At 58.5% G+C, this 24,917-nt stretch carries 27 protein-coding genes and 1 other RNA gene; 11 read left to right on the top strand and 17 right to left on the bottom strand.

The genetic code is table 11. The features are described 5' to 3' along the window. Window positions 1–149 precede the first annotated feature (149 nt). A complete protein-coding gene (locus tag C1Y41_RS10160; RefSeq protein ID WP_039380520.1) occupies window positions 150–560 on the top strand; it encodes a DoxX family protein in 411 nt (136 codons plus the stop codon). Window positions 561–639: 79 nt separating this feature from the next. Continuing rightward, on the top strand, window positions 640–1,614 hold the full coding sequence (locus C1Y41_RS10155; protein WP_104085393.1) for a glutathione S-transferase family protein: 975 nt from the start codon (window positions 640–642) through the stop codon (window positions 1,612–1,614). Window positions 1,615–1,885: 271 nt separating this feature from the next. Here C1Y41_RS10155 and rnpB read toward each other — a convergent pair. Continuing rightward, an RNA gene (rnpB, locus tag C1Y41_RS10150) (RNase P RNA component class A) lies at window positions 1,886–2,262 on the bottom strand. Between the two features lie 33 nt (window positions 2,263–2,295). Beyond that, on the bottom strand, window positions 2,296–3,159 hold the full coding sequence (gene rsmI / locus C1Y41_RS10145) for a 16S rRNA (cytidine(1402)-2'-O)-methyltransferase (protein ID WP_039380525.1): 864 nt from the start codon (window positions 3,157–3,159) through the stop codon (window positions 2,296–2,298). A 62-nt stretch (window positions 3,160–3,221) separates the two neighbouring features. Here rsmI and C1Y41_RS10140 point away from each other — a divergent pair, with 62 nt between their 5' ends. The 4 genes from C1Y41_RS10140 to dolP are packed head-to-tail and all read left to right on the top strand — an operon-like array spanning window position 3,222 to window position 6,794. Beyond that, window positions 3,222–5,252: a penicillin-binding protein activator gene (locus C1Y41_RS10140; protein WP_104085392.1), complete on the top strand. Its 2,031-nt coding sequence runs from the start codon at window positions 3,222–3,224 to the stop codon at window positions 5,250–5,252. Beyond that, window positions 5,210–5,605, top strand: coding sequence for a YraN family protein (locus tag C1Y41_RS10135; protein WP_071669191.1), 396 nt, complete (start codon window positions 5,210–5,212; stop codon window positions 5,603–5,605). Before C1Y41_RS10140 ends, C1Y41_RS10135 begins: the two co-directional genes overlap by 43 nt. A 14-nt stretch (window positions 5,606–5,619) precedes the next feature. Next, window positions 5,620–6,207, top strand: a complete 588-nt coding sequence (gene diaA, locus C1Y41_RS10130; RefSeq protein ID WP_039380533.1) for a DnaA initiator-associating protein DiaA — start codon at window positions 5,620–5,622, stop codon at window positions 6,205–6,207. Window positions 6,208–6,221: 14 nt separating this feature from the next. Next, window positions 6,222–6,794, top strand: coding sequence for a division/outer membrane stress-associated lipid-binding lipoprotein (dolP, locus tag C1Y41_RS10125; RefSeq protein ID WP_039380536.1), 573 nt, complete (start codon window positions 6,222–6,224; stop codon window positions 6,792–6,794). 40 nt (window positions 6,795–6,834) lie between these two features. Here the strand turns inward: dolP and C1Y41_RS10120 are convergent, their stop codons facing one another. Then, window positions 6,835–7,536, bottom strand: a complete 702-nt coding sequence (locus C1Y41_RS10120; RefSeq protein WP_094111023.1) for a pirin family protein — start codon at window positions 7,534–7,536, stop codon at window positions 6,835–6,837. A 129-nt stretch (window positions 7,537–7,665) separates the two neighbouring features. Here C1Y41_RS10120 and C1Y41_RS10115 point away from each other — a divergent pair, with 129 nt between their 5' ends. Next, complete coding sequence (locus C1Y41_RS10115) at window positions 7,666–8,571, top strand: LysR family transcriptional regulator (RefSeq protein WP_039380543.1); 906 nt, start codon at window positions 7,666–7,668, stop codon at window positions 8,569–8,571. On the opposite strand, the gene C1Y41_RS10110 is transcribed toward C1Y41_RS10115, so the two are convergent. From C1Y41_RS10110 to pmbA, 11 genes are all read right to left on the bottom strand, one after another. Next, on the bottom strand, window positions 8,572–10,482 hold the full coding sequence (locus C1Y41_RS10110) for a transcription antiterminator (protein ID WP_104085391.1): 1,911 nt from the start codon (window positions 10,480–10,482) through the stop codon (window positions 8,572–8,574). Window positions 10,483–10,503: 21 nt separating this feature from the next. Further along, window positions 10,504–11,244: a KDGP aldolase family protein gene (locus C1Y41_RS10105; protein ID WP_104085390.1), complete on the bottom strand. Its 741-nt coding sequence runs from the start codon at window positions 11,242–11,244 to the stop codon at window positions 10,504–10,506. Next, on the bottom strand, window positions 11,241–12,362 hold the full coding sequence (locus C1Y41_RS10100; protein ID WP_039380551.1) for a DgaE family pyridoxal phosphate-dependent ammonia lyase: 1,122 nt from the start codon (window positions 12,360–12,362) through the stop codon (window positions 11,241–11,243). The genes C1Y41_RS10105 and C1Y41_RS10100 overlap by 4 nt, the downstream gene beginning before the upstream one ends. Beyond that, window positions 12,346–13,479, bottom strand: a complete 1,134-nt coding sequence (locus C1Y41_RS10095; protein WP_104085389.1) for an amidohydrolase/deacetylase family metallohydrolase — start codon at window positions 13,477–13,479, stop codon at window positions 12,346–12,348. Before C1Y41_RS10095 ends, C1Y41_RS10100 begins: the two co-directional genes overlap by 17 nt. 237 nt (window positions 13,480–13,716) lie before the next feature. Further along, complete coding sequence (locus C1Y41_RS10090; RefSeq protein WP_039380556.1) at window positions 13,717–14,364, bottom strand: DUF4310 family protein; 648 nt, start codon at window positions 14,362–14,364, stop codon at window positions 13,717–13,719. 10 nt (window positions 14,365–14,374) lie between these two features. Beyond that, window positions 14,375–15,151, bottom strand: a complete 777-nt coding sequence (locus tag C1Y41_RS10085; RefSeq protein ID WP_071669187.1) for a DUF4311 domain-containing protein — start codon at window positions 15,149–15,151, stop codon at window positions 14,375–14,377. Window positions 15,152–15,228: 77 nt separating this feature from the next. After that, complete coding sequence (locus tag C1Y41_RS10080; RefSeq protein WP_071669186.1) at window positions 15,229–15,528, bottom strand: DUF4312 family protein; 300 nt, start codon at window positions 15,526–15,528, stop codon at window positions 15,229–15,231. A gap of 3 nt (window positions 15,529–15,531) precedes the next feature. Next, the gene (locus tag C1Y41_RS10075) at window positions 15,532–15,888 is read right to left on the bottom strand and encodes an SFCGS family glycine-rich protein (RefSeq protein WP_039380562.1); all 357 of its coding nucleotides are present in this window, start codon (window positions 15,886–15,888) and stop codon (window positions 15,532–15,534) included. 17 nt (window positions 15,889–15,905) lie between these two features. Beyond that, window positions 15,906–16,235 carry a glycine dehydrogenase gene (locus tag C1Y41_RS10070; RefSeq protein ID WP_039380564.1) on the bottom strand — a complete coding sequence of 110 codons (330 nt, stop codon included), beginning with the start codon at window positions 16,233–16,235 and terminating at the stop codon, window positions 15,906–15,908. A gap of 254 nt (window positions 16,236–16,489) precedes the next feature. Continuing rightward, a complete protein-coding gene (gene cybC / locus C1Y41_RS10065) occupies window positions 16,490–16,876 on the bottom strand; it encodes a cytochrome b562 (protein ID WP_071669184.1) in 387 nt (128 codons plus the stop codon). A gap of 71 nt (window positions 16,877–16,947) precedes the next feature. Continuing rightward, entirely contained in the window at window positions 16,948–18,288 is a 1,341-nt protein-coding gene (gene pmbA, locus C1Y41_RS10060) for a metalloprotease PmbA (protein WP_094111026.1), read from the bottom strand. 115 nt (window positions 18,289–18,403) lie between these two features. Here pmbA and yjgA point away from each other — a divergent pair, with 115 nt between their 5' ends. Beyond that, on the top strand, window positions 18,404–18,946 hold the full coding sequence (yjgA, locus tag C1Y41_RS10055) for a ribosome biogenesis factor YjgA (protein WP_065648113.1): 543 nt from the start codon (window positions 18,404–18,406) through the stop codon (window positions 18,944–18,946). Between the two features lie 55 nt (window positions 18,947–19,001). Here the strand turns inward: yjgA and mpl are convergent, their stop codons facing one another. Further along, window positions 19,002–20,357 (bottom strand): UDP-N-acetylmuramate:L-alanyl-gamma-D-glutamyl-meso-diaminopimelate ligase, encoded by a 1,356-nt coding sequence (gene mpl / locus C1Y41_RS10050; protein WP_104085388.1) that lies wholly within the window; start codon window positions 20,355–20,357, stop codon window positions 19,002–19,004. Window positions 20,358–20,525: 168 nt separating this feature from the next. On the opposite strand from mpl, the gene fbp reads away from it, so the two are divergent. After that, window positions 20,526–21,533: a class 1 fructose-bisphosphatase gene (gene fbp, locus C1Y41_RS10045; protein ID WP_039380574.1), complete on the top strand. Its 1,008-nt coding sequence runs from the start codon at window positions 20,526–20,528 to the stop codon at window positions 21,531–21,533. 55 nt (window positions 21,534–21,588) lie between these two features. On the opposite strand, the gene C1Y41_RS10040 is transcribed toward fbp, so the two are convergent. Next, a complete protein-coding gene (locus tag C1Y41_RS10040) occupies window positions 21,589–23,148 on the bottom strand; it encodes a methyl-accepting chemotaxis protein (RefSeq protein ID WP_104085509.1) in 1,560 nt (519 codons plus the stop codon). 260 nt (window positions 23,149–23,408) lie between these two features. Between C1Y41_RS10040 and C1Y41_RS10035 the strand changes: the two genes are divergently transcribed. Continuing rightward, the gene (locus tag C1Y41_RS10035) at window positions 23,409–23,858 is read left to right on the top strand and encodes a DUF441 domain-containing protein (RefSeq protein WP_039380575.1); all 450 of its coding nucleotides are present in this window, start codon (window positions 23,409–23,411) and stop codon (window positions 23,856–23,858) included. A 101-nt stretch (window positions 23,859–23,959) separates the two neighbouring features. Next, window positions 23,960–24,490, top strand: coding sequence for an inorganic diphosphatase (ppa, locus tag C1Y41_RS10030; RefSeq protein WP_039380576.1), 531 nt, complete (start codon window positions 23,960–23,962; stop codon window positions 24,488–24,490). A 72-nt stretch (window positions 24,491–24,562) separates the two neighbouring features. On the opposite strand, the gene C1Y41_RS10025 is transcribed toward ppa, so the two are convergent. Continuing rightward, complete coding sequence (locus C1Y41_RS10025; protein ID WP_039380578.1) at window positions 24,563–24,916, bottom strand: gamma-glutamylcyclotransferase; 354 nt, start codon at window positions 24,914–24,916, stop codon at window positions 24,563–24,565. Window position 24,917 lies beyond the last annotated feature (1 nt).

Below are 24,917 nucleotides of genomic sequence, written 5' to 3'. Positions count from 1 at the left end.
GAATAACTTCGACAGTTTATCTTGCTTACAACCCTTTCGCGCCGCGATTATTATCTCTCTCCATCAGCCCGGTGAACGTTTATCTGCGTTGCAGCGGGAAATTAACGGACAGGTTTTCAGCCTGCCACAAAATTACGCTGGAGTAGATGATGAAAAAATTCGAAGATGCAGGACTGTTAGCCGCGCGTGTACTGATGACTATTCTGTTTATTACGGCCGGCTGGGGCAAAATTACCGCTTATGCCGGCACTGAGCAGTATATGCAGGCCATGGGCGTGCCGGGCTTTATGCTGCCGCTGGTGATCCTGCTGGAACTGGGTGGCGGCCTGGCTATTCTGTTTGGTTTCCTGACGCGCTTTACCGCGCTGTTTACCGCAGGCTTTACTCTGCTGACCGCATTTCTGTTTCACAGCAACTTTGCAGAAGGCGTAAACCAGCTGATGTTTATGAAAAACCTCAGCATTGCTGGCGGTTTCCTGGTTCTGGGTCTGGTGGGACCAGGCGCCTGGAGTATTGATCGTCTGATCCGCCAGCGCATGGCGCCCGCCGCCGCCCGTTAAGCGCGCAGGTAGCTTACAGCAGATATACTGAATACAGGGGCAGAGGATCATCCTCGCCCCTTTTTTCTATGGAGGGCATATGGGACAGCTGATTGAGGGTGTCTGGCACGATACCTGGTACGATACAAAGTCAACCGGAGGGCGTTTCAAACGCTCAGAGTCAGCGTGGCGTAACTGGATCACGCCTGATGGCAGCGCCGGCCCTGACGGTAAGTCCGGCTTTGCAGCAGAGCGCGATCGCTACCATCTGTACGTTTCACTTGCCTGCCCGTGGGCGCATCGCACGCTGCTGATGCGCAAGCTTAAAGGGCTGGAAGAGATGATATCGGTTTCCGTGGTTCATCCGCTGATGCTGGAGAACGGCTGGACGTTTGATGACAGCTTTCCGGAGGCAACCGGCGACACGCTGTATCAGCATGAATTTCTCTACCAGCTCTATCTGCATGCCGATCCGCACTATAGCGGCCGCGTGACCGTACCGGTGCTGTGGGACAAGCAGCAGCACACCATTGTCAGCAATGAGTCGGCCGACATTATCCGCATGCTCAACAGCGCATTTGATGCACAGGGCGCACGAGCCGGCGACTACTATCCTGCCGATCTGCGCGATAAGATCGATGAACTTAACGGCTGGATTTACGATACGGTCAATAATGGCGTCTATAAGAGCGGTTTTGCTACCTCTCAGGCCGCTTACGATGAAGCCGTTACCGCCCTGTTTCATTCACTGGCGCGGCTGGAGCAGATCCTGGGACAGCATCGCTATCTCACCGGCGATCGCCTGACTGAAGCCGATCTGCGCCTGTGGACCACGCTGGTACGCTTTGACCCGGTGTATGTTACTCACTTCAAGTGCGACAGGCACCGCATTAGTGACTATCGCAATCTGAATGGCTTTCTGCGCGATATTTACCAGATGCCCGGTATTGCAGAGACGGTGAATCTGCCGCAGATCCGCCATCATTATTACTGCAGCCATAAAACCATCAACCCGAACGGCGTGATTTCACTCGGTCCGGCATTTGACTGGGATGAACCCCACGGCCGCGGTTAATCGGATGTAAAACGGGCGCCATTAATGGCGCCCCTGGCCGCAAACAACCGTGAACCGAATACCTGCATACGAAACGGGCGCCATTAATGGCGCCCCTACGCATAACCGTAGGGGGCGCATTCTTGCGCCCCGGGGTGTTTAGATGTAGGGGACGCATTCATGCGTCCCTGGCTGAATCCATGCGCCCCTGGCCGCAGAGAGAAACGGAAATACCTGCACTCGCGGCTCACAAAACAAAAAGCCCCGCCGGGGCGGGGCTTTTCATTTGAAAAGTCGAAACTGACCGATAAGCCGGGTTCTGTCGTGGACAGTCATTCATCTAGGCCAGCAATCGCTCACTGGCTCAAGCAGCCTACCCGGGTTCAGTACGGGCCGTACCATGTGAACCCCTATTTGGCCTTGCTCCGGGTGGAGTTTACCGTGCCACGGACTGTTGCCAGCCGCGCGGTGCGCTCTTACCGCACCCTTTCACCCTTACCTGATCCCGTTTCCGGGCCATCGGCGGTTTGCTCTCTGTTGCACTGGTCGTAGGCTTGCGCCCCCCAGGCGTTACCTGGCACCCTGCCCTGTGGAGCCCGGACTTTCCTCCCCTCTGCCTGTCTCCCCCGAAAGGGACGACGACAAAGCGGCGACTGTCTGGTCAGCTTCGGCGCAGGATAATAGGCGATCTGACCACGTTTGTCACTCTTCTTGCTGCGCCAGCGCATATTTATACAGCGCATTTTTTTTCACGCCGTGGATCTCCGCGGTCAGCGCAGCGGCTTTTTTCAGCGGCAGCTCCGCCTGCAGCAGCGCCAGCGTACGCAACGCCTCGGCTGGCAGCGCCTCCTCATCTGCCTTATGTCCCTCAACAATCAGCACCATCTCGCCCTTGCGCCGGTTCTCATCTTCCCGCACCCAGGCAAGCAGCTCTCCCACCGGCGCGCCATAGATCGACTCCCAGGTTTTGGTCAGCTCGCGCGCCAGTACCACATAGCGCGCTGCGCCCCATACGGCTGCCATATCCTGCAGCGTATCCAGCAGTCGGTGGGTCGACTCATAAAACACCAGCGTACGCGGCTCTTCGCTCAGCGCGCGCAGTGCATCGCAGCGCCCTTTGCTTTTCGCAGGGAGAAACCCTTCGTAACAGAATCGATCGGACGGTAATCCCGCCGCGCTTAATGCTGCAATGGCTGCACAGGCGCCAGGCAGCGGCACAACGCGCACGCCCGCCTCGCGGCAGCGACGCACCAGATGGTAGCCCGGATCGTTGATCAGCGGCGTGCCGGCATCGGAGACCAGGGCGATACTCTGCCCCTCCTGTAGCTTCGCCAGCAGCACATCCGCTTTCTGCTGTTCGTTATGATCGTGAAGTGCGAACAGTCGCGCATTGATGGCGAAATGTTGTAGCAACAGCCCGGTATGACGTGTATCTTCCGCTGCAACGAGATCGACGCTCGCCAGCACCGTCAGCGCACGCTGTGTGATATCACCCAGGTTACCGATCGGGGTAGGAACGATATAGAGCGTACTGGCAGAAATCTCTGCCCGATCGAGTTGTTTCATTGTCTCATCCGAATTGCCGATTTAATATTGAGCATCAAGAAAAAAACATCACTGGATACAGTATGCTTCCTTCAAAAGTCGTACGTCGTAAAGCAGGACGCTTTGTACCTGTTCTTCTCGCCGGGCTGATTCTGGCCGCCTGTAGCGGTCAGGGTCCGCAGCAAACCTCTAACGTCAATATTCAGGGGCCCGCAACCGGACGCTCTGACTATTATCTGCAGCAGGCACAGCAAAGCAGCGATGATAGCAAGACCGACTGGCAATTACTTGCCATCCGTGCCCTGTTGAAGGAAGGAAAGTATCCTCAGGCACAAACGCAGCTTGGCCAGCTGCCGCAGCAGCTCTCTGATGTGCAGCAGCAGGAGCTGCAGCTGCTGCGCGCGCAGCTGCAGATTGCGCAGCAGAATTACAGCGGCGCTCAGCAGCAGCTCAGCCCGATTAAGGTAGCCGATCTCTCTTCCGATCAGCAGGTACGCTACTACGCACTGCAGATCGCCGCGGCGCAGAACCGGCCATCGCTGGCGCTGCTGCGCGCCTATATCGCGCAGGAACCGCTCTTAAAAGGTGATGAACACCAGAGTAACATCGACGCGACCTGGCAGGCGCTGACCCAGCTGACGCAGGACCAGCTTAACAGCGTTGTCATCAATGCCGATGAAAATACCCTGCAGGGCTGGCTCGATCTGCTCAATACCTGGCACGCTAACAGCCAGGATCCGCAGATGCTGAAGGCGGCCATTAGCGACTGGCAGACGCGCTACCCGCAAAACCCGGCGGCAAAAACGCTGCCAGCGCAGCTCAGCCAGGTCAAAAACTTCAGCCAGGCTTCCACCAGCACCATCGCCCTGCTGCTGCCGCTGAACGGTCAGGCGCAGGTGTTTGCGAATGCGATTCAGAAAGGCTTTAACGATGCAAAAAATGGCGTGCTGAGCGCGGCTGCCCCGGCACAGAGCAGCGCGCCGGAAAGCGCCACTGCCCAGCCTGCGCCGGACGCGACAGCGGATAGCGGAGCGGCCAACAGCGTGGTTAGCCCGGCGGCCGCCAGCATGCCTGCGCAGGAGAACACGCAGCAGCAGCCTGCTGCACCAGCCTCTCAGCCAGCCGCCAGCAGCGCACAGATTAAAGTGTACGATACCAGCAGCCAGCCGATCGCTCAGGTCATGCAGCAGGCGCAGCAGGATGGCGCCACGCTGGTCGTTGGCCCGCTGCTGAAAAATCATGTGGAAGAAGTAGCAAACAGCCAGACCCCGCTCAACGTACTGGCGCTAAACGAGCCGGAACAGATCCAGAACCATCCGAATATCTGCTATTTTGCGCTTTCTCCTGAAGACGAAGCGCGTGATGCAGCGCACCATATCTATGAGCAGGGCAAGCGCCAGCCGCTGCTGCTGCTGCCGCGCAGCAGTTATGGCGACCGGGTCGGAAAAGCGTTTGCAGAAGAGTGGCAGCAGCTGGGTGGTGCCACGGTGCTGCAGCAGCGCTTTGGTGGCGTGGCCGAGCTGAAACAGGGCATTAACAGCGGAGCCGGTATTGCGCTGAGCGGCACGCCGCTGACGGTACAAATGGAGCAGCCGCAAAGCGTGGCCATTGCAGGCCTGACGATCCCGGCGCCGCAGAGTAGCACCCCGGCACCGGCGGCTGACAGCAGTGGCGGTAGCGTGGACGCCGTTTACATCGTCGCCAGCCAGAATGAGCTGCAGCTGATCAAACCGATGATCGCCATGCGCACCAGCAGCCGCAACAGCACGGCGCTTTATGCCAGCTCGCGCAGCGCGCAGGCGGGCGCCGGTCCCGATTTCCGGCTGGAGATGGAAGGCCTGCAGTACAGCGATATTCCGCTGCTCTCCGGCGCTAACCCTGGCCTGATGCAGCAGGCAGCGAAGACGTTTAACAACGACTATTCGCTGGTGCGCCTCTACGCGATGGGCATCGATGCCTGGACGCTGGCAACGCAGTTTAACCAGATGCGGCAGGTAGCCGGCTTTGCCATTGATGGCAACACCGGTAAGCTGAGCGCCGACACGGATTGTGTCATCAACAGGAAGCTGGCATGGAACCAGTATCGCCAGGGACAGGTCGTTCCGGTACAGTAAACCGCCAGCGTATCGGCGCGGAGCATGAACAGCAGGCGCGTCACTATCTGGAGCGCGCCGGGCTGAAGTGGGTCGCCAGTAACGTCCGCTTTCGCGGAGGTGAACTTGACCTGATTATGCGCGACGCCGACTGCTGGGTATTTGTAGAAGTGCGCTACCGGCGCGATGCGCGCTACGGCGGAGCAGCCGCCAGCGTGACGCGTCAGAAACAGCAGAAGCTGCTGCGGGCAGCGGCGCTCTGGCTGCTGACGCGCGGCGGCAGTTTTGAGACGGTCAATTGCCGTTTTGACATCATTGCCATTACCGGGCGCGAACTGACGTGGCTGCCCGCTGCTTTTAATGCCGATGAATAGAACCAGGTGGTCTTGTGCAGGACAGAATTAAAGCGTGTTTTACTGAAAGTATTCAGACGCAGATTGCCGCAGCCGAAGCGCTGCCGGATGCGATCTCCCGCGCCGCGATGACGCTGGTGCAGTCGCTGCTGAATGGTCATAAAATTCTCAGCTGCGGTAACGGTGCCTCAGCGGCCAATGCGCAGCACTTTGCGGCCAGCATGATTAACCGGTTTGAAACCGAGCGTCCCAGCCTGCCGGCGCTGGCGCTGAGCGCAGATAACGTTATGCTCACCGCCATCGGCAACGATCGGTTGCATGATGAGATCTACGCCAAACAGGTACGGGCGCTGGGTCAGGCGGGTGATGTGCTGCTGGCGATCTCAACCCGGGGTAATACCCGTGACATCGTTAAAGCGGTTGAGGCGGCAGTGACGCGCGATATGACTATTGTCGCGCTGACCGGACACGACGGCGGCGAGCTGGCTGGCCTGCTCGGCCCTCACGACGTGGAAATCCGCATTCCCTCTCATCACAGTGCGCGCATTCAGGAGATGCATATGCTGACGCTGAACTGCCTGTGCGACTTGATCGATAACACCCTCTTTCCCCACCAGGAATGACTGAAGGAGCTTACATGAAAGCATTGAACGCTATCGCCCTGCTGTTAACGGCCATGCTGCTGCAGGGCTGCGTGGCAGTGGTTGCCGGCGGTGCCGCTGTTGCCACCAAAACCGCCACTGACCCCCGCACCGTGGGTACGCAGGTTGATGACGGTACGCTGGAGCTGCGCGTCTCTAACGCGCTGGCAAAAGATGAACAGATTAAGAAGCAGGCGCGGGTCATTGTTACCGCTTACCAGGGCAAAGTGCTGCTGACCGGTCAGGCACCGTCTGCCGATCTCGCCAGCCGTGCCAAACAGATCGCTATGGGCGTCGACGGCGCAACAGAGGTCTACAATGAGATCCGCACCGGAGAGAAGGTCAGCCTTGGCACCTCTTCTTCCGACACCTGGATCACGACCAAGATCCGCTCGCAGCTGCTGGGCAGCGATCAGGTCAAATCGTCTAACGTGAAAGTGACGACGGAAAACGGGGAAGTCTTCCTGCTGGGACTGGTCACGCAGGAAGAAGCCACGGCGGCGGCAGATGTTGCCAGCCGGGTCAGCGGCGTGAAGCACGTGACAACCGCCTTTACCATTCTGAAATAATCTTCATTCTTCCTGTGAGGGCGGCGCTGGCCGCCCTTTTTTATGCCGGTAAATCGATCACCAGCGCACGCAGCGGCGTCTCTGCCTGCAGAATAAGCTGCTGCTCATCACGAATAAACGCACCGTCGCCGCACTGCAGCCGCTGCTGATTCGCGCTGCTGCTGCGCACATCCAGCGTGCCGTGAATCGACTGCAGATACGCGCGCGCGCCGCGCAGCTGCACAATCTGCTCCTCTCCCGGCGCTAACGTCACCTGATACACTCTCGCATCCTGACGCAGCTGCAAACTCTGGTCTGCCCCGTCAGGCGAGGCCAGCAGCAGCGGCGATGCGCCATTGAGCGTCATCCGCTGCTGCAGCGGGTTTTCCCGCTCCGGACAGGCGCTCAGCCAGAGCTGCAGGCGCGTCAGCGGCCGATCTTTGCTGAGGTTTATCTCGCTGTAGCTTACGCCCTGCCGCGCAGACAGCAGCATCGCCTCACCTGCCCGTACGGTCAGGCGCTGTCCCTCGCTGTCGCGATACTCCGCCTCGCCCTGCAGCACCAGATTCAACACATCAACCTGCGGATAGGTGCGGGGCTGAAAAGCGGCACCCGGCGCCAGCACCTCCTGGTTCAGCACGCGCAGCGCGGCGTATCCCATCAGTTTGGGATCAAAATAGTGGCCAAAAGAGAAGCTATAGCGCGCCTGCAACCAGCCAAAATCAGCCTGGCCACATGCGGACGCGCAGCGGGTTGTCATCATGCTATACCTCCGGTGCACTGCAGGAGACGCTCACTGCAGGCTTAATCGGTTTATGGTAAAAGGCTGGACGGCGGAATGTTAGCCAGTTAATCTGCCTGGCATATTCAAATTTACTGACAGAGAATCAGTATGGCTAAAGAGCGTGCATTAACGTTAGAAGCGTTACGGGTGATGGATGCGATTGACCGGCGCGGCAGCTTTGCCGCCGCGGCAGATGAGCTGGGTCGCGTTCCCTCTGCGCTGAGCTATACCATGCAGAAGCTGGAAGAGGAGCTGGATGTGGTGCTGTTCGATCGCTCCGGTCATCGCACCAAATTCACTAACGTTGGCCGGATGCTGCTGGAGCGCGGTCGCGTCCTGCTGGAGGCCGCAGACAAGCTCACCACCGACGCAGAAGCGCTGGCGCGCGGCTGGGAAACGCAGCTGACTATCGTAGCGGAGGCACTCATCCCCACCGACCTGCTGTTTCCGCTGGTCAGCAAGCTGTCAGAAAAAGCCAACACGCAGATATCTCTGATCACTGAAGTGCTGGCGGGCGCGTGGGAACGTCTGGAGCAGGGCCGGGCGGATATCGTCATCGCACCTGACCTGCACTTCCGCGCCTCCAGCGAAATCAATACCCGCAAGCTTTACACCATTATGAGCGTCTATGTCGCCAGTCCTGACCACCCTATTCATCAGGAGGCAGAGCCGCTTTCGGAAGTCACGCGTGTGAAATATCGCGGCATTGCCGTCGCTGACACGGCGCGTGAACGTCCGGTGCTGACGGTACAGCTGCTGGATAAGCAGCAGCGTCTTACGGTCAGCAGCATGGATGACAAGCGGCGGGCGCTGCTGGCGGGACTGGGCGTTGCCACCATGCCTTATCCGATGGTAGAGAAAGATATTGCCGAGGGCCGGCTGCGCGTGGTCAGCGCTGAGTATACGCGCGAAGTGGATATTATTATGGCCTGGCGTCGCGACAGCATGGGTGAAGCCAAAGCCTGGTGCCTGCGTGAAATCCCGAAGCTGCTGGCTAAGCGCAATCAGGCCTAGTCAGGGGCGGCCCAGACACTCTATCGCCACGGTTTTAAAATGGTCAAAGTCACGGCACTCCCGCAGGCGCGGCATGGCGCGTTCGCGTAAAAAGGTGACAAATAGATCGTAGAGCGCCATCGCCTCTTCATATTCACGTTTGCTGATGGCCAGCAGAAAGATCACGCTGGCGGTCTCATCACCCCAGCTGACGCCATGCGGCGCAATCACGGTATAGACCGCGGTTTTCTGCGCCAGCAGGCCGAGCGCGTGCGGCAACGCAATGCCATCCCCGAGCAGCGTGCTGACAATCGCTTCACGCTCAACCACGGATGGATAAAAGTCTGCTGCAACAAAGCCCTGCTCCTGCAGGCGATCGCACAGCAGCTGAAAGAGCGCCTGCTGCGTCAGCGGCTGATCCAGCACCATAAAATGCTGCGCGGAGAAATATTTTTCCAGCATCCACGGTCGGGTGCGATCCACCAGCACCAGTTTGCCAAGCTGCTCCAGCTGAAAGCCGGTCGGAAAGGGCGACATCACTACCACCGGCCGGTTCTTTTCATGCAGCCGCACCGTAGAGATAACAAAATCTTCTTCAATCCGCTCCCGCAGCGCGTAGTCGCGCTGTGTCAGCCGGGCGGTGACCACCAGCTGCGGATATTTGCGCAGCAGCAGCGCTTCAATCATCCGCAGCGTTGAGGTTCCGCTATCGCACACCAGCAGTACGCGCGGGTGGCGCTGATAGCCGACGTTATAGTGCCGCTCCAGCCCCACGCCAATATGCAGCACCAGAAAACCAATCTCATTTTCGCTCAGCGTATAAGGGGTATATTTGCTCCAGCTGCTGACGGCAGCCAGCGTGACATCCCACGCCAGCGGATAGTGCTGTTTGATGTTGCTCAGCAGCGGATTGGGAATATGGATCTGATAGCGCACCCGGGTGATCATCGATTTGATATGGGTAAGCAGATCGGCGCGCAGCTGCTCGTCGTGCTGCAGCTGGTAGGCATAATGCGTATTGATATAACTCAGCAGCCAGCTCGCCAGCGCGTCAGCGTCATCTGCATTGATGGTGCTTGGCTCCAGCGCCTGGATCTGACGCGCGGCGATATTGACGCGCAGCCAGTTCTCTTCCGCCCGCGATAAGGCTTTGCCGGTAAGCGGTCGCAGCTGATGCACCAGCGCGTGCGCCGCCTCACGCACCTCTTCGCCTACTTCTTCTGCGCCCGGATCGCTGAGCGGAAAGCCTTCGCTGATGCGGCGTACTGCTACCGCGCAGTAGATCAGCAGGTAGCGCTCGCCCTCATCGCTGAGACGAATAGCGTAACGGCTGAGGCAGTGCTGCAGCAGCGGCTGCAGCTGCGTCAGCATATCACTGCGCAGTACTTCAATACTCAGCAGCGGGCTGTCGGGCGTCTCCTGGTCGATCTGCCACAGCAGATCGGTAAGGCAGGTGCGGATAGCCGTCTCGCTGCCAAACAGCTTCATGCCGTAGCGCGGTTTAGTTTCGATATGCAGATGATAGCGCCCCAGCCACTCCCGCACCTCTGCCATATCCCCCTGCAGCGTGGCGCGACTGACAAACCACTCTTCCGAGAGATCTTCCAGCCGCAGTGACCAGGCCGCAGTAAGAAAGCGGCTGAGCAGATAGCGAACCCGCTCCTGCGAGGTGCGCGGCACCCGCAGCGGCGCGCTGCTTTGCTGCTGCAGCGAATCAAAGCGTGCCGCGTCAGCCACCTGCAGCTGATAGCCGGCGCCGCGCGCCAGCACAAACTGTGCGCCGTGCTGCTCCAGCAGCGCGTTCAGCGCCGCAATGTCGGTGCGCACCGTGCGCGTAGAGACCGAGAAACGCCGTGCCAGCTCATCCTGCGGCAGCGTTTCATGCTGCAGTGCGGCAAACAGCTGCGCCAGACGCTGATTAGGAAATCTCACAAAGCCTCACCCGTAACGAAGTTATTGCAGCAGTGCCTTGCACGTTGCCAGAAGCTGGCGCACATCGTCAATGCGCGTCTCACCGCTTGCGCTGTCGATAATTGAGCTGTAAACGTGCGGGATCACTTTACTGACGCCCGCCTCCAGCGCGATCTGCACGATCTCCGCAAAATTATGCAGATCGATACCGCCGGTGGGCTCCAGCCAGAAATCGCGCCGGGCGCACGCCTCTGCGACCGCGCGATACTCCGCCACCGCGCTCAGACCGCCCATCGGAAAAAATTTTACCGAGCTGCCGCCCATGTCCTGCAGCATGGCGATGGCGCTGTCGATCGGCACAATCGCTTCCGCCGCCTGCGAGCTTAGCGGACCGGTTGAGATCTTCACTTTCCCTGGCGTCCCGCTGGGGGAGACCAGACCATTTACCACCGTCTGCGACTGTCCCAGCAGCGCACGGCTGGTCGCGACTCCGGTAAACACCTGATTGACATGCTGCGGCTGCAGCACCGCTGCCAGTTCGCTCACCATAGCAGACTGACGCGGATCGCCGGCCCCGAGACCGATAGAGAGCGCGTTATCAATCAGCGCGGCGTAATCGCGCATGTCAGCCAGCGCCGCGTCGTGGCTGGCATAATTTTTTGACAGCACGCCAACCAGCACATGCCCTTCTGCTGCCAGCCAGATGTCGCGTGCGTTCTGCTTTGAGCCCGCCAGTACGTTGAGACAGAGACGATCCTGATAAAAATCGGGGGTCAGCTTCATGCGTTGTTCCTTTCTGCCAGCAGCGCGTCAATACGGCTGAAGATAGTCTGCAGCTGCGCGGCAGTAACGCTGCGCACGTCGGCTTCGATAATGCTTTCGTTTGCCTTATAGCCGCGAAAATAGATAGCGATGTCGCCGTTTTTCAGCGCCTGGACGAGATCGCCGGTTGCCCAGCCGGTCAGCGCTTCATCGAAATGGATCTCTGTACGCGCAATATCGCGCCCGGCGCTGTCCCATACCACCCGCGCGGTGACGCCCGGCAGCTGGTTAAGCTGGTCGATAAATGGCGTCATGTGCTGAACCATCTCGCTGCCGCTGGTTTTTGGCTGCGACAGGTAGCGCTCAATGGCCTGCGTCAGGCCCAGGATCCCCTCTTTGCCCACTTTCATCGCACGACCGATGCCGTTGCTCTGCCGTTTTACCCATTCGACACAGCGGCTGCGCCCTACCACCAGTCCGCTGGAGGGACCCTCTATCGCCTTGGCACCGCTGTAGATCACCAGGTCAGCACCCATCTGGTAGTAGCAGCGCAGGTCTTCTTCTGCCGCCGCATCCACAATCAGCGGGATGCCATGCTGCTGCGCGACTTCTGCCGCCTGCGCCACGCTGAGGTGGCTTTTTTGCACGCAGTGGTGCGATTTTACGTAGAGCAGCGCTGCCGTAGCCGGCGTGATCGCCGCTGCCAGCTGCGCGGCGGAACACTCGTTGCTGTAGCCCGCTTCCACCAGCCGGCCACCGCCCAGCGCGACCATGGTGCCGACCGGCGCGCCGTAGTTCACGTTGTGCCCTTTAGGCACGACGATCTCATGCGGAACCGTGAGCGGCGCCGCGTGCAGGTTATCCAGCAGCCAGGCGTTATCTTTCACAATGACCCCGGCCACACACTGAGCGATACCCGCCGAGGCGCAGGAAACCACGACGGCGCTTTCTGCCTGCAGCAGTCCGGCAATGTAGTCACCGGTATGGTTCACCAGATCTTTCATTTCAAAGTAGTGGTTCAGGCCATAGCTGACGCTTTCCACCACCTCCGGTGCCGGCGTCGAGACGCCCAGAATAGTCATACGGCCTGACGCGTTGATCACCTGTTTCAGGTGATATTTTTCATAAACTGAAGACATGATGACGCTTTCCCTCTTCGGTCAGATGCCACTGGCCTGCCACTGTCACAGCCACCGGCAAAAAATGGTGCTCTCCCGCCACCTGTTCGCCCTCTGCATCGGTAAACGGACGGGTCTCCTGATTCACACTGAAAATAGTCAGATCGGCATCGCTGCCCGGCGTCAGATCGCCTTTGCCGCTGAGGCGCAGCGCCGCTGCTGCCTGGGTTGTCACGCAGGCGATCACCTGCGGCAGCGTCATGCCCAGCGCAAGAAACTTAGACATCACGTGCGCGAGGCTGTGTACCGGCCCGTGCAGGCGGTTGCGACAGTAGATATCGGAGCTGATGGTATCGGGCAGAATGCCGCGGGCGATCGCCTGTCGCGCCACCGCAAAGCTGAAGCTGGCGCTGCCGTGCCCGATATCGAGCGTGACGCCGCGCGCCAGCGCCTGACTGACCGCCGCTTTCAGCTCACCCTGCGCGGAGAGAATGCGGTTAGGTTTGCCGTTAAAGCAGTGGGTAATGATATCGCCGGCGGTCAGCAGCTCAGCGATCTCCTCCAGCACCGGCGGATCGTTACCGATATGTACCATGAGCGGCAGATCGCCGGCAGCGTGCTGGATCGCTTTGGCGCGGATCAGCGGTGCAATGCCGTTTTCCCCGACCACGCTGCTGCTCATGCGCGCTTTCAGACCAACAATGAAACCGGGATGGCGCGTGACCGCCTGCACCACCGCTGCTTCATCAATCTGACGCATGTCCGCCAGTTCGTTCTGGGTGACTATCCCGGTGCGGGCAACGTTGATCAGCGCCCTGACGTCGGTGGCGGCGTGGCGCGTCAGCTGCCGGAAGTCATCGATCTGGTCGGCGCCGGTGCTGCCGGCATCCACCACGGTGGTGACGCCCTGCGCAACGCCGACAGCGTCCGCTTCATCGTGGTAGACAGGCGATTTTGCATAGCAGTGTACGTGGCTGTCTATCCAGCCTGCGCTGACGTACCAGCGCCCGGCCAGATCGCGCTCCTGCTGCGCGCTGCCCGTGACGTTGCCGACGACGGCGATTTTGCCGTCATGAAGAGCGATATCCACCAGCTGCTCATCGCACAGTCGTGCGCGGCGCAGAATCAGATCAAACATGGTTACTCCTTACTGCGTTTGCGGCCAGAGGCGCATGAATGCGCTCCCTACATCCTTACCCCAGGGTCGCCATTCATGGCGCCCGCCCTGTTACAGCGAAATCGGGAACATCGCACCCGGCACCATGGCACCCGGAATTGCACCGCCGGTAATCGGCTTGTTCCACAGGTAAGCTCGTTTGCGGCCAGGGGCGCATAAATGCGCCCCCTACATCCGCCATTCATGGCGCCCGCCCTGTTACAGCGAAATCGGGAACATCGCGCCCAGCACCATGGCACCCAGAATTGCGCCGCCGGTAATCGGCTTGTTCCACAGGTAAAACAGCAGAGCGCCAGCGAGCGAGCCCAGGCCAATGGGAATGGAGGCTGCCATCGCCGACAGGATAATCAGCGGGCCGAGAAAGCGTCCGGAGGCGTTGCCTGCGCCCATCATCACATCGGCGCCATAGGTGGAATCGCTCTGGTTGATGGTAAATTTGCGCGCCAGAATAATGACGTAACCAATCGCCACCCCGATCACCAGACCGGTTACCAGCGAAGCCGCAAAGTTCGCGACCGGAAACACAATGCCTGCGCCCAGCAGCAGCGCCGGCACGCCCAGCCCGACGCCGGTCTGGATCGCACCGCCGATATCCAGAATACCGACCAGCGAGCCTTCAATGATGCGGGCAAACAGAAAGCTGGCGCCAAACGCGGCGACCGCGCCATAGACGCCGGTCTCCATGCCGGCGCGCAGCATCGACACAAACGCCACTTCGTTAAAGGCGCCGATTCCGTAGAGGTAGTACATATGCGTACCGGCAAATACGCCGGATGAGAGCAGACCGACAAAAATCGGGAAGGACCAGTCGGCATACCAGAAGCCGCGATTTTCATGTTCGTTCATGGATGGCTCCTTATTTGCCGCTCAGGCTGTTGTGGATCATGTCAAGCCAGCCAGGGACGCCGAGCTGGAAAGATTGCAGCAGTTTCATATCGAACCCGCGGAAGAAGCCGCTCAGTACAAACAGCAGCACAATCGCCGCCATCATGACTTTCGTCACCCGGTTCCAGCCGCTCTCCTCTACCCCTTTCCCAATCAGGATCCCCAGCACCAGCCCCGGTACGGCATTACCCATAATCAGCTGCGCCAGGCCGCCAAAGATGGTGGCCCAGAAGCCCGATTTTTTGCCGGCGTCGATGGCTGCCAGCCAGAAAATGACCGGCATGACGGTGTTTACCAGCAGGTTAGCCGCCGGCACCAGCACTTTGACTGCCGTCACCTGCAGCGCAGCCGGTACGGCTGAGGCGGTGCTGTTCAGAAAAGCCACGACGATCATGCCGATGATGCCGCACGCTATCGCCATACGCTTCGGGTTATGCAGCGTCTCTGCCACATTGCGATTTTTGACCATCAGCGCCGCAGCACCCCAGTTCGGCAGAATGCGGTGATCCACATCCTGCGTGAAGGAGCCAGCCGCCACAGAGGACGCCCAGGCGTTGAAAAAGAAGCCGAGACCAAAAGAGAAATGGGAAGCGGGGTCGCCTTCACACGAGTTAAGCTCGCCCAGGGTACGAAATGCACCCATGCCCTGTGTGACCGGTGCGTGGAACATGCGCGCTGCGCCGGCTCCCACTCCGACGCCGACCAGCCCGCCGATAATTAACGACTTAAACAAAATGATGAGAAACATAGTGTTGTACCCTTTATTGTCATTGTTGCGCCGGGTAAGCCCTCTCTCCTGGCGGGATAACGACCAGACCAGCGCGTTCAGGGTGTCGCCGTAAATGTCACGCTTTCCATATCGATAACGGTGACGCTGACGCTGATTTCCAGTTCAACGCTGTAGTGATGCCGCTCGCGCGCCAGGAAAAAAAACAGAAATTTTTCCCGCCGGGTACGCACCCTGGCGTGCAGCACCCGCACATCCAGCGGCTCAATGCGCAGCAGCAGCTTCTGGCTGTTGCGCAATACCTGCTGCTGCACGCTGCTGAGCGCATCGGCAAAGGCTTTTGCTTTGGTATCGCCTTTCCCCTGCACGATAACCTGCGTCTCATAGTGCTGTTTCATACGTCAGCTGCCGTGCTTCTTGTTCCAGGCCTGCACCAGCCGTTCGCCCAGCTCCTCTTTGTCCATAAAACCAAAGCCCAGCACGGTTGCCCCTTCGTTGATCGCCGTTACGCCCTCGTCTACCGAGCGCATGCCATGTTTCGCCCGGTAGCCATATTTGTTCTGCGCGGTGATAGCACCCGCGCCGCCGCTGCCGCAGAAAGAGATGCCGAAATCAGCGTTTTCCGCTTTCATCACATCACCCAGCTTCATATCGGCTGCCACGCCCGGCACCACCACCGCGCGTCCACCCGCTTTTTCAATGCCGGCAGCCACTTTCTGGCCTTTACCCAGACGATCGCCAATCACCACTGTCACCATGTTCACTTCCTCTCTGTTTATGCGTCGTTACTTTTCGCCACTTCAATATGCACCGAGAGCAGCCAGGCCTCTTCCACCGGCAGATTGCCGAACAGATCGACGATCTGTTGCGCCAGCTGCAGGCTGTCAGGCGGAATATCATCAAACAGCTCCGCTTCTACCTCCGGCAGCGCCTCGCCGCTTAGCGAGCGGCTGGCCATCGCCTGAACGTGCGAATTCAGCATCTGCTGCTGCACCGGTGTGGGGCTAATCTGGTGCGCGGTATAGAGGATCGCGATTTGACTTAATATGCGATCCGCCAGCGCCTGAACGGCTTCTGCGTTCAGCGGGACAGCATCACTCCTCACCCTTCTACTCCTGTTTACGGCAGATAATTCGCGTTAAAAAACAAACTACGCGTTCCGTCCGGCCGTGTGGAGACGCACTTTTTCCACCCTGAAACGGAAATGTGGCAACGCGCGGTGCGTCAGATCGCAGACAGCACATATCGCGCATGCCAGCGGCTGGCATGCATCAGGCGTGCGGGAAAGTTATATATTTGCAGAGGAGTTTGCAGGGGAGGATCGGTAAAGCGGGCCAGCACGCAGGCTGGCCCCGAGTATCAGCGGAATTTCTTATGGTTGGTATTGCGGATATCTTCCAGTTTTTTCGCTTCGGCTTTTGCCTCATCCAGCTTGCTGGCCTGAGCGAGCTTGTCGACCACGTCAATCTGCGCAATCAGTGCGTCAAGACCGGCGTGATAATCTTTGATCTGTGCGCTATCCGCCGGCTGCCCTTCCAGCTTGTCCGGCGTGGAATTTTTGGCATCCTGCGCGGCCTGGCGCATTTTACCGAGCGCAGTATGCATCTCCTGCGCGTCATCCGTTTTCTTCACTACGCTCAGGTTCTCTTTCAGCGTATCCATATCCTGTTCAAGATCTGCCGCCAGCACGCTGGCAGAAGAGAACAGTAACGACAGAGACAACATTGCAATTAAATGCTTACGCATGACGTGTTCCTTTTAATTATTATCGGGCAAAAAAAAGCAGCCTTGCCGGCTGCTTTCTGGAAGCGATGTCGTTATTGTCCGGCGATTTTCATCTCCGGCAGCAGCACCGATCCGCATTGTATATTGCTGCGGGTTTCAATGTCGTTACCGACCGTAACCATATTGCGCCACATCTCTTTAAGGTTTCCTGCAATTGTGACTTCGCTCACAGGATACTGAATTTCGCCGTTTTCAACCCAGAAGCCCGCCGCGCCGCGCGAGTAGTCGCCGGTCATGGCGCTGACGCTCTGACCCATCAGTTCAGTGACAATCAGGCCGCGTCCCATCTGTTTAACGAGGTCATCAAAGCTGTGGCCCTGACCGGCAATGCGCCAGTTATGTATGCCGCCCGCGTGGCCGGTGCTCTGCAGGCCAAGCTTGCGCGCTGAATAGCTGGTCAGCAGCCAGTTCTGCAGCACACCCTCTTTGATAATATCGCGCGCTTCGGTTCGCACGCCTTCACTGTCAAACGGCGTCGAGGCGAGTCCTTTCAGCAGATGCGGCTGCTCCTGAATCGTCAGCCATGAGGGCAGGATCTGCTGGCCCAGCGAGTCGAGCAGAAACGTCGATTTGCGATAGACGCTGCTGCCGCTGATCATACCAACCAGATGACCAAACAATCCGGTGGCGACCTCAGGTGCAAACAGCACCGGTGCTTTCATGGTTGGCAGCTTGCGCGGGGCAAGGCGAGCCAGCACGCGGCGGGCACACTCGTTACCGACCCACTCTGCGCTCTGCAGATCGTCTATTGAGCGGCCGATGGTATAGGCGTAGTCACGCTCCATATCGCCATCCTGCTCGGCAATGACACAGCTCGACAGCGAGTGGCGGCTGGAGCAGTAGCTCTGCAGCATGCCGTGACTGTTACCAAACACTTTGATGCCAACGTGGCTGTTGAAGCTGCCACCTTCCGTATTGGTAATGCGCTTGTCCGCCTGCAGCGACGCCTGTTCAGCACGCGCGGCCAGCTCGATGGCGCGATCGGCGTCGATCTCCCACGGATGGTAGAGATCAAGATCGGGTGCATCAAACGCCAGCAGTTCACGCTCTGCCGGTGCAGCGTAAGGATCGGGTGAGGTGTAGCGCGCAATGTCGATCGCTGCCTGCACGGTGCTTTTTATGGCATCGGGACTGAGATCGGTCGATGAGGCGCTGCCTTTGCGGTTTTGATGATAGACGGTGATACCAAGCGCACCGTCGCTGTTGAATTCGACGTTTTCCACTTCACCATAGCGCGTGCTGACGCCGATGCCGGTGGTTTTTGTCACCGCAACTTCCGCACCATCGGTGTGAGCTTTAGCGAGTTCCAGCGCCTGGGCGACAGCCTGTTCCAGCGCTTTACGTTGTTCTGCAACCTGAGTAGATACGTTCATCGACCTGCCGTCTAATCTTAAGTGTGAATCTGTTGAGTCTATCAGACTCAGAGAACAATTTCGCAGTCGCCCGATAAACTGGTAGGATTAGCCTCTTTTTTTAAGGAGCCAAGAGATGACCAGGCAGCCCGAAGACTGGCTCGACGATGTACCGGATAATCAGGAAGAAGAAGATGAAGAGATTATCTGGGTCAGCAAAAGTGAAATTAAACGTGACGCCGAAGAGCTAAAACGCCTCGGTGCCGAGCTGGTTGATCTGGGGAAAAACTCCCTGGATAAGATCCCGCTCGATGAGGATCTGCGCAACGCGATTGAGCTGGCGCAGCGTATTAAGAAAGAGGGTCGCCGTCGCCAGCTGCAGCTGATTGGTAAAATGCTGCGCCAGCGCGATGAAGATCCGATCCGTCAGGCGCTGGATAAGCTGAAAAACCGTCACAACCAGCAGGTGGCGCTGTTCCACAAGCTGGAGCATCTGCGCGACCGCCTGATCGATCAGGGTGACGACGCGATGACCGAGGTGATCACGCTCTATCCGCAGGCCGATCGGCAGCAGCTGCGCAGCATGATCCGCAACGCGCAGAAAGAGAAGGCGGCGAATAAAACGCCAAAAGCAGCCCGGCAGATCTTCCAGTATCTGCGCGAGCTGGCTGAAGCGTAAGAGGCGGCCTGCCGGCCGCACGCTCTCCGGAGGCGTCCTGCAGGACGCCACGGCCTTAGCGTCCCAGTCGCTCCAGCAGTTTTTGATGGATCCCGCCAAACCCGCCGTTGCTCATCACCAGAATTGAGTCGCCTGGCTGCGCCTCTTTCGCAATCATTTCCGTCAGCGTATCGACGTCCGCACTCCACTGCGCAGGCGGAATACAGGCGTCTGCCACGTCGGAGACCTGCCACGGAATATGGTGCGGCTGGAGCAGAAAGACCTTGTCTGCCCGGCCCAGCGACGGCGCCAGATCGTTTTTACTGACCCCCATTTTCATGGTGTTGGAGCGGGGCTCCAGTACCGCGAGGATGCGCGCCCTGCCACCTACTTTGCTGCGCAGCGCCGCCAGCGTGGCGTGTATCGCCGTCGGGTGGTGGGCAAAATCGTCATAGACCTTGATACCGTTGACCTCACCGCGCAGCTCCAGCCGGCGGCGCGCGTTGATAAAGCTGCTGAGCGCCTCGCCCGCATCTGCCGGTTTCACACCCACGTGGCGCGCGGCGGCAATCGCCATCAGGCCGTTATGCATATTGTGTTCGCCGACCAGCCCCCAGTTCACCTCGGCCACTTTTTCCCCCTCCAGCCAGACTTCCCAGCGGGCGGCGTCTGGCGTCAGCTTTTTCGCCTGCCAGTGGCCATGTTCGCCTGTGGTCTCCTGCTCGCTCCAGCAGCCCATCGCCATCACCTGCTTCAGGTTGTGATCGTGTTCCGGCAGCAGGATTTTGCCCTGGCCGGGTATGATGCGGATCAGATGATGGAACTGCTTCTGGATAGCGCGCAGGTCGTCGAAGATATCTGCATGGTCAAACTCAAGGTTATTGAGGATTAGCGTACGCGGGCAGTAGTGCACAAACTTGGAGCGCTTGTCGAAGAAGGCGCTGTCATACTCATCCGCTTCAATGACAAAGAATGGGCTTTTTCCTAATTTTGCCGAGACGTCGAAGTTGCCCGGCACGCCACCGATGATAAAGCCTGGTTCGAGGCCGCACGCCTCGAGGATCCACGCTGCCATGCCGGCAGTAGTGGTTTTACCGTGCGTTCCGGCTACGGCCAGCACCCAGCGATCGCGCAGCACAAAATCGTGCAGCCACTGCGGCCCGGAGAGGTAGGGAATGTTGCGCTCCAGCACGGCTTCAACACAGGGATTACCGCGCGTCATGGCGTTACCGATAATCACCAGGTCTGGCACCGGATCGAGCTGCGACGCCTCGTAACCCTCAGTTAATTCAATGCCTTGCTGCTCAAGCAGCGTACTCATCGGCGGGTAAACATTTGCGTCCGAGCCGGTTACCTGATGTCCCAGCGAACGCGCCAGCATAGCCAGGCCGCCCATAAAAGTGCCACAAATGCCGAGGATGTGAATGCGCATAAATAGATCCATTAACTGAAAGTTCGGCGCACAGTGTAACCCCGAGTCTGAAGGGAAGAAACGGATTAGGACTATGGTTTTTAAAGTTCAATCGGCTAAACTGCGTACGCATACGTTGGCAGTTTGTTACAGCTGCTGCCACTCCATCGTAGATTCAGGGAATGTGTTATGAAAACGTTAGGCGAATTCATCGTCGAGAAGCAACACGACTTTCCTCACGCCACAGGTGAACTGACGGCGCTGATTTCCTCCATTAAGCTGGGCGCTAAAATCATTCACCGCGATATTAATAAAGCGGGTCTGGTGGATATTCTGGGTGCCAGCGGCGTGGAAAACGTGCAGGGCGAACAGCAGATGAAGCTGGACCTCTTCGCGAATGAAAAACTGAAAGCTGCCCTGAAAGCGCGTGGTGTGGTTGCCGGCATCGCCTCTGAAGAAGAGGATGAGTTTGTTATCTTTGAAGGCTCGGAAGATGGCAAATATGTGGTGCTGATGGATCCGCTGGATGGCTCATCCAACATTGACGTAAACGTTTCTGTCGGAACCATTTTCTCTATCTATCACCGCATCAGTGAACCCGGTACGCCGATCACGGAAGCGGACTTTATGCAGCCGGGGAATCAGCAGGTGGCCGCAGGTTATGTGGTGTATGGCTCCTCAACCATGATGGTCTATACCACCGGCGTCGGCGTGCACGCCTTTACCTATGATCCGTCGCTCGGCGTTTTCTGCCTGAGCCACGAGCGCATGACCTATCCGGCAAAGGGCTACACCTATTCCATTAACGAAGGTAACTACATTCGCTTCCCGCAGGGCGTGAAGAAATACCTGAAGTTTTGCCAGGAAGAGGATATCGACACGCATCGTCCTTATACCTCGCGCTATATCGGTTCGCTGGTGGCAGACTTCCACCGTAACCTGCTGAAAGGCGGCATCTACCTCTACCCAAGCACCGCCAGCCATCCCAACGGCAAGCTGCGCCTGCTGTATGAGTGCAACCCGATGGCGTTTCTCGCCGAGCAGGCGGGCGGTAAAGCCAGCGACGGTAAAAACCGTATTCTTGACCTGCAGCCTGAAACGCTGCACCAGCGCTGCCCGTTCTTCTGTGGTAACGAAGCGATGGTCGATGATGTTGAGCGCTTTATCCGCGAATATCCGGATAACCACGGCGCCTGAGCCGTGCCGGACAGTAAAAAAACCCGCCGCTGAGCGGGTTTTTTATGGTTTGCGCTTACGCCGCGGCGATGCGGAACTGCGCCATTGAGGCCTGCAGCTGCTGCGACTGCGCTTCCAGCAGCCGGGTGGCGGCTCCCGCCTGCTCCACCAGCGCCGCGTTCTGCTGCGCCGCTTCATCCATCTGCGTCACCGCCATATTGACCTGCTCAATACCGCGACTCTGCTCGTCAGATGCACCGGAGATCTCTTTCATCAGCGTCGTTACGCGCATTACTTCACCGGCGATCTCATCCATGGTCGCCCCCGCGCGCGTCGCCATTTCACTGCCCTCTTTCACCCGCGTCTGCGACTCGCTGATTAATGTCCGGATCTCTTTCGCCGCGCTGGCGCTGCGTCCTGCCAGCGTGCGTACTTCATTCGCCACCACGGCAAAGCCCCGGCCCTGCTCGCCAGCGCGCGCCGCTTCTACCGAGGCGTTAAGCGCCAGAATATTAGTCTGAAAGGCAATACCGTCAATCACGCTGAGAATATCTGCGATGCGGTTGGAACTCTGCGTGATCTCCTGCATCTTCTCCATAACGTAGCACACCACTTCGGCACCGCGGCCGGCGGTGTCAGAGACGCTGCTGGCGAGCTGATTTGCCTGCTGCGCATTAACGGCGTTGAGCCGCACGGTGGCGGTGAGCTGTTCCATGCTGGCAGCAGTCTGCTCCAGTGATGCGGCAGACTCCTCGGTACGCTGTGAGAGATGCACCGTACCGGCCGCCAGCTCGCGGCTGCCGGTATCGATCTGCAGGCTGGCTTCGCGCACCTGACTCACAGAGTGGCGCAGCGCGCGCTGCATAACGGCCAGCGCCTGATTCAGACGGCCAATCTCATTGTGACCGGCAGCTGGCAGCGGCTGCGACAGATCGCCTGCCGCCACCTGCTCAAGATGCCGGACGGCGCTCTCCAGCGGACGCAGCAGCGCCTGACGCAGCAGCAGCCAGGCCAGGCCGGTCAGCAGCAGGGTGAGCGCCACCGCAACGCCGATCAGGATTTTCATCTGCCACTCATTGTGCGCCGCCTGCGCCAGCCGTGCGGCAGAGACCTCATCGGCGTAAAGGCTGAATGCGTTAACCGCACCGGCATAGCGGGCCGCAAGCTGCGATACATTGCCCTCCAGTACCTGGTAATATTCATCGGTATACTGCTTTTCCAGCGCGGCCATCATCGGCGCAACTGCACCCTGCTGATACGCTTTATAGGCGGCGGCGATCGCCTCCGCCAGCGTTTTGCCGTGAGCCGTTACGGTGCCGGCGTCGATAAACGCCTGCAGATGCCGCTGCGAGCTGGCGACGTCCGCGGCGGCCTGCTTCGTGACGGCGGTCCCCTCATCCAGCAGACCAATCTCAATTTTGCGCACCGCCAGCGCGGCGCTGGCGCGTGCGCGCATCAGGTCGGCGTTGCTCTGATAAAGGCTGTTCAGTTCAATTCCCTGAATACGATTGATGGCGTTAAGCGACTGATTACCGGCATTGATGGCGTAAATGCCCATGCCGCTGACGGCCAGCAGCAGCAGCGTCATGCAGATAAGCAGCGAAAGTAAGGCAGTGCGAAGCGAGAGCTGAGCAATCATGATAATTCCCGTATGCGGTAAAAAAGGGAGAATCCAGTGACCCTAAACGAAGAAATTATCGGCTGTGACGTGCGGAAACTTTACCGGTGCCTGACGATCGGGCGAATGATGATCGCTCATGCTGTGAATTTTCTTTACTGCAGCAGAGATAATTATGCATAAGCCGGTTGCGCCATTTTTTCTGATGGTTGATAAAGGACAGCAGACAAACCGTTGCACGGCTCATTGTCAGCCTGCTGATTATTTATGGAGAAATCATGGCCCCCTACGCCTCAACGCTGATCCTTATCTGTCTCGCCATACTGAGTTATTTTGTTCATAACAGCGCTGTGACGATTTCGATTCTGATCCTGCTGGCCATCAAGCTCACGCCGCTGGCGCAGTTTTTCCCTTACGTGGAGAAACAGGGTATTCAGATGGGAATTATTATTCTGACCGTCGCCGTCATGGCACCGCTGGCGAGCGGCACCCTGCCGGTGAGCGCCCTGCTGAAATCATTTGCCAGCTGGCAGTCCATCGTGGCAATTCTGGTTGGCGTATTTGTTGCGTGGCTCGGCGGGCGCGGCGTCAGCTTTATGAGCATTCAGCCATCGGTGGTTGCCGGGCTGCTGATTGGTACCGTGATTGGCGTGGCGTTCTTTCGCGGCGTGCCGGTAGGGCCGCTGATTGCGGCGGGCATTGTCTCGCTATTTGTGACGGCGAAGTAGCGGGCTTGGAGCATTCCGAAACGCCAAAAAGGGGGCATACTTTCAGAGTCAGTTGGCTATAATAGCCGTCACTCAACATACGACTAATGAAGGAAAGCCAGATGAGTCTGAACCAGGTGCCTGCAGGTAAAGATCTGCCAGAAGATATCTATGTAATTATTGAGATCCCGGCGAATGCCGATCCGATCAAATATGAAGTGGATAAAGAGTCTGGCGCCCTGTTTGTAGACCGCTTTATGTCTACCGCCATGTTCTATCCGTGCAACTACGGCTACATCAACAACACGCTGTCACTGGATGGTGACCCGGTTGACGTGCTGGTGCCAACCCCTTATCCGCTGGTGCCGGGTTCAGTGATCCGCTGCCGTCCGGTTGGCGTTCTGAAGATGACCGATGAGTCTGGCGAAGATGCCAAACTGGTGGCGGTGCCGCATACCAAACTGAGCAAAGAGTACGATCACATCAAAGATGTGAACGACCTGCCAGAGCTGCTGAAAGCGCAGATCACCCACTTCTTTGAGCACTACAAAGATCTGGAAAAAGGCAAGTGGGTGAAGGTTGACGGCTGGGATAACGCAGAAGCGGCCAAAGCTGAAATCATCACCTCTTTCGAGCGCGCGCAGCAGAAATAATCTTTGCCGGGCAGACCGGCTGAGATGCGCGTTACCGATAAAAAAACACCGCCTTTACGGCGGTGTTTTTATTTATGCATCTGCAGCGTCATCGCGTTGCAGCCAGTCGCCGCTGGCAATGTGCGGTCGCCCCGCGACTGAGCGCTGGTAGACGTACAGCCAGGCGCTGCCGTAAGGCGTCTGAATAAGCTGACGCTTATACTCGCCGTTCTTGCAGCGCAGGGCATCCAGCTCACCGAGCGTGCTGGCATCAATGCGGTATACCTCACCCAGGACGGTTCCTTCGCCCTCCACCACACCCGGGTAAAGCCCCAGATTATAGAGGTCAAACCCCTTAATCTGGTGCTCGCCGAGCCACTGCGCATTGGTCATCCAGTGACTATTTCCCTGCTTGCGCCGTAAACTGCCGTAGACAATTATTCGCATT

Source organism: Pantoea sp. ICBG 1758 (genome assembly GCF_002928325.1).
Classification (GTDB): Bacteria; Pseudomonadota; Gammaproteobacteria; order Enterobacterales; family Enterobacteriaceae; genus Pantoea; species Pantoea eucrina.
This window is presented reverse-complemented; position numbering and strand designations above follow the sequence as displayed.

Bases quoted from the DNA above. Each gene is read 5' to 3' on its own strand.
- C1Y41_RS10085 (WP_071669187.1), bottom strand. From the start codon at position 15,151: ATGTTTCTCATCATTTTGTTTAAGTCGTTAATTATCGGCGGGCTGGTC.
- ppa (WP_039380576.1), top strand. From the start codon at position 23,960: ATGAGTCTGAACCAGGTGCCTGCAGGTAAAGATCTGCCAGAAGATATC.
- C1Y41_RS10095 (WP_104085389.1), bottom strand. From the start codon at position 13,479: ATGTTTGATCTGATTCTGCGCCGCGCACGACTGTGCGATGAGCAGCTG.
- C1Y41_RS10105 (WP_104085390.1), bottom strand. From the start codon at position 11,244: ATGAAGCTGACCCCCGATTTTTATCAGGATCGTCTCTGTCTCAACGTA.
- C1Y41_RS10025 (WP_039380578.1), bottom strand. From the start codon at position 24,916: ATGCGAATAATTGTCTACGGCAGTTTACGGCGCAAGCAGGGAAATAGT.
- C1Y41_RS10115 (WP_039380543.1), top strand. From the start codon at position 7,666: ATGGCTAAAGAGCGTGCATTAACGTTAGAAGCGTTACGGGTGATGGAT.
- pmbA (WP_094111026.1), bottom strand. From the start codon at position 18,288: ATGAACGTATCTACTCAGGTTGCAGAACAACGTAAAGCGCTGGAACAG.
- C1Y41_RS10090 (WP_039380556.1), bottom strand. From the start codon at position 14,364: ATGAACGAACATGAAAATCGCGGCTTCTGGTATGCCGACTGGTCCTTC.
- cybC (WP_071669184.1), bottom strand. From the start codon at position 16,876: ATGCGTAAGCATTTAATTGCAATGTTGTCTCTGTCGTTACTGTTCTCT.
- C1Y41_RS10075 (WP_039380562.1), bottom strand. From the start codon at position 15,888: ATGGTGACAGTGGTGATTGGCGATCGTCTGGGTAAAGGCCAGAAAGTG.
- C1Y41_RS10140 (WP_104085392.1), top strand. From the start codon at position 3,222: ATGCTTCCTTCAAAAGTCGTACGTCGTAAAGCAGGACGCTTTGTACCT.
- fbp (WP_039380574.1), top strand. From the start codon at position 20,526: ATGAAAACGTTAGGCGAATTCATCGTCGAGAAGCAACACGACTTTCCT.
- C1Y41_RS10035 (WP_039380575.1), top strand. From the start codon at position 23,409: ATGGCCCCCTACGCCTCAACGCTGATCCTTATCTGTCTCGCCATACTG.
- C1Y41_RS10100 (WP_039380551.1), bottom strand. From the start codon at position 12,362: ATGTCTTCAGTTTATGAAAAATATCACCTGAAACAGGTGATCAACGCG.
- dolP (WP_039380536.1), top strand. From the start codon at position 6,222: ATGAAAGCATTGAACGCTATCGCCCTGCTGTTAACGGCCATGCTGCTG.
- mpl (WP_104085388.1), bottom strand. From the start codon at position 20,357: ATGCGCATTCACATCCTCGGCATTTGTGGCACTTTTATGGGCGGCCTG.
- C1Y41_RS10135 (WP_071669191.1), top strand. From the start codon at position 5,210: ATGGAACCAGTATCGCCAGGGACAGGTCGTTCCGGTACAGTAAACCGC.
- rsmI (WP_039380525.1), bottom strand. From the start codon at position 3,159: ATGAAACAACTCGATCGGGCAGAGATTTCTGCCAGTACGCTCTATATC.
- C1Y41_RS10080 (WP_071669186.1), bottom strand. From the start codon at position 15,528: ATGAAACAGCACTATGAGACGCAGGTTATCGTGCAGGGGAAAGGCGAT.
- C1Y41_RS10120 (WP_094111023.1), bottom strand. From the start codon at position 7,536: ATGATGACAACCCGCTGCGCGTCCGCATGTGGCCAGGCTGATTTTGGC.
- C1Y41_RS10155 (WP_104085393.1), top strand. From the start codon at position 640: ATGGGACAGCTGATTGAGGGTGTCTGGCACGATACCTGGTACGATACA.
- C1Y41_RS10160 (WP_039380520.1), top strand. From the start codon at position 150: ATGAAAAAATTCGAAGATGCAGGACTGTTAGCCGCGCGTGTACTGATG.
- yjgA (WP_065648113.1), top strand. From the start codon at position 18,404: ATGACCAGGCAGCCCGAAGACTGGCTCGACGATGTACCGGATAATCAG.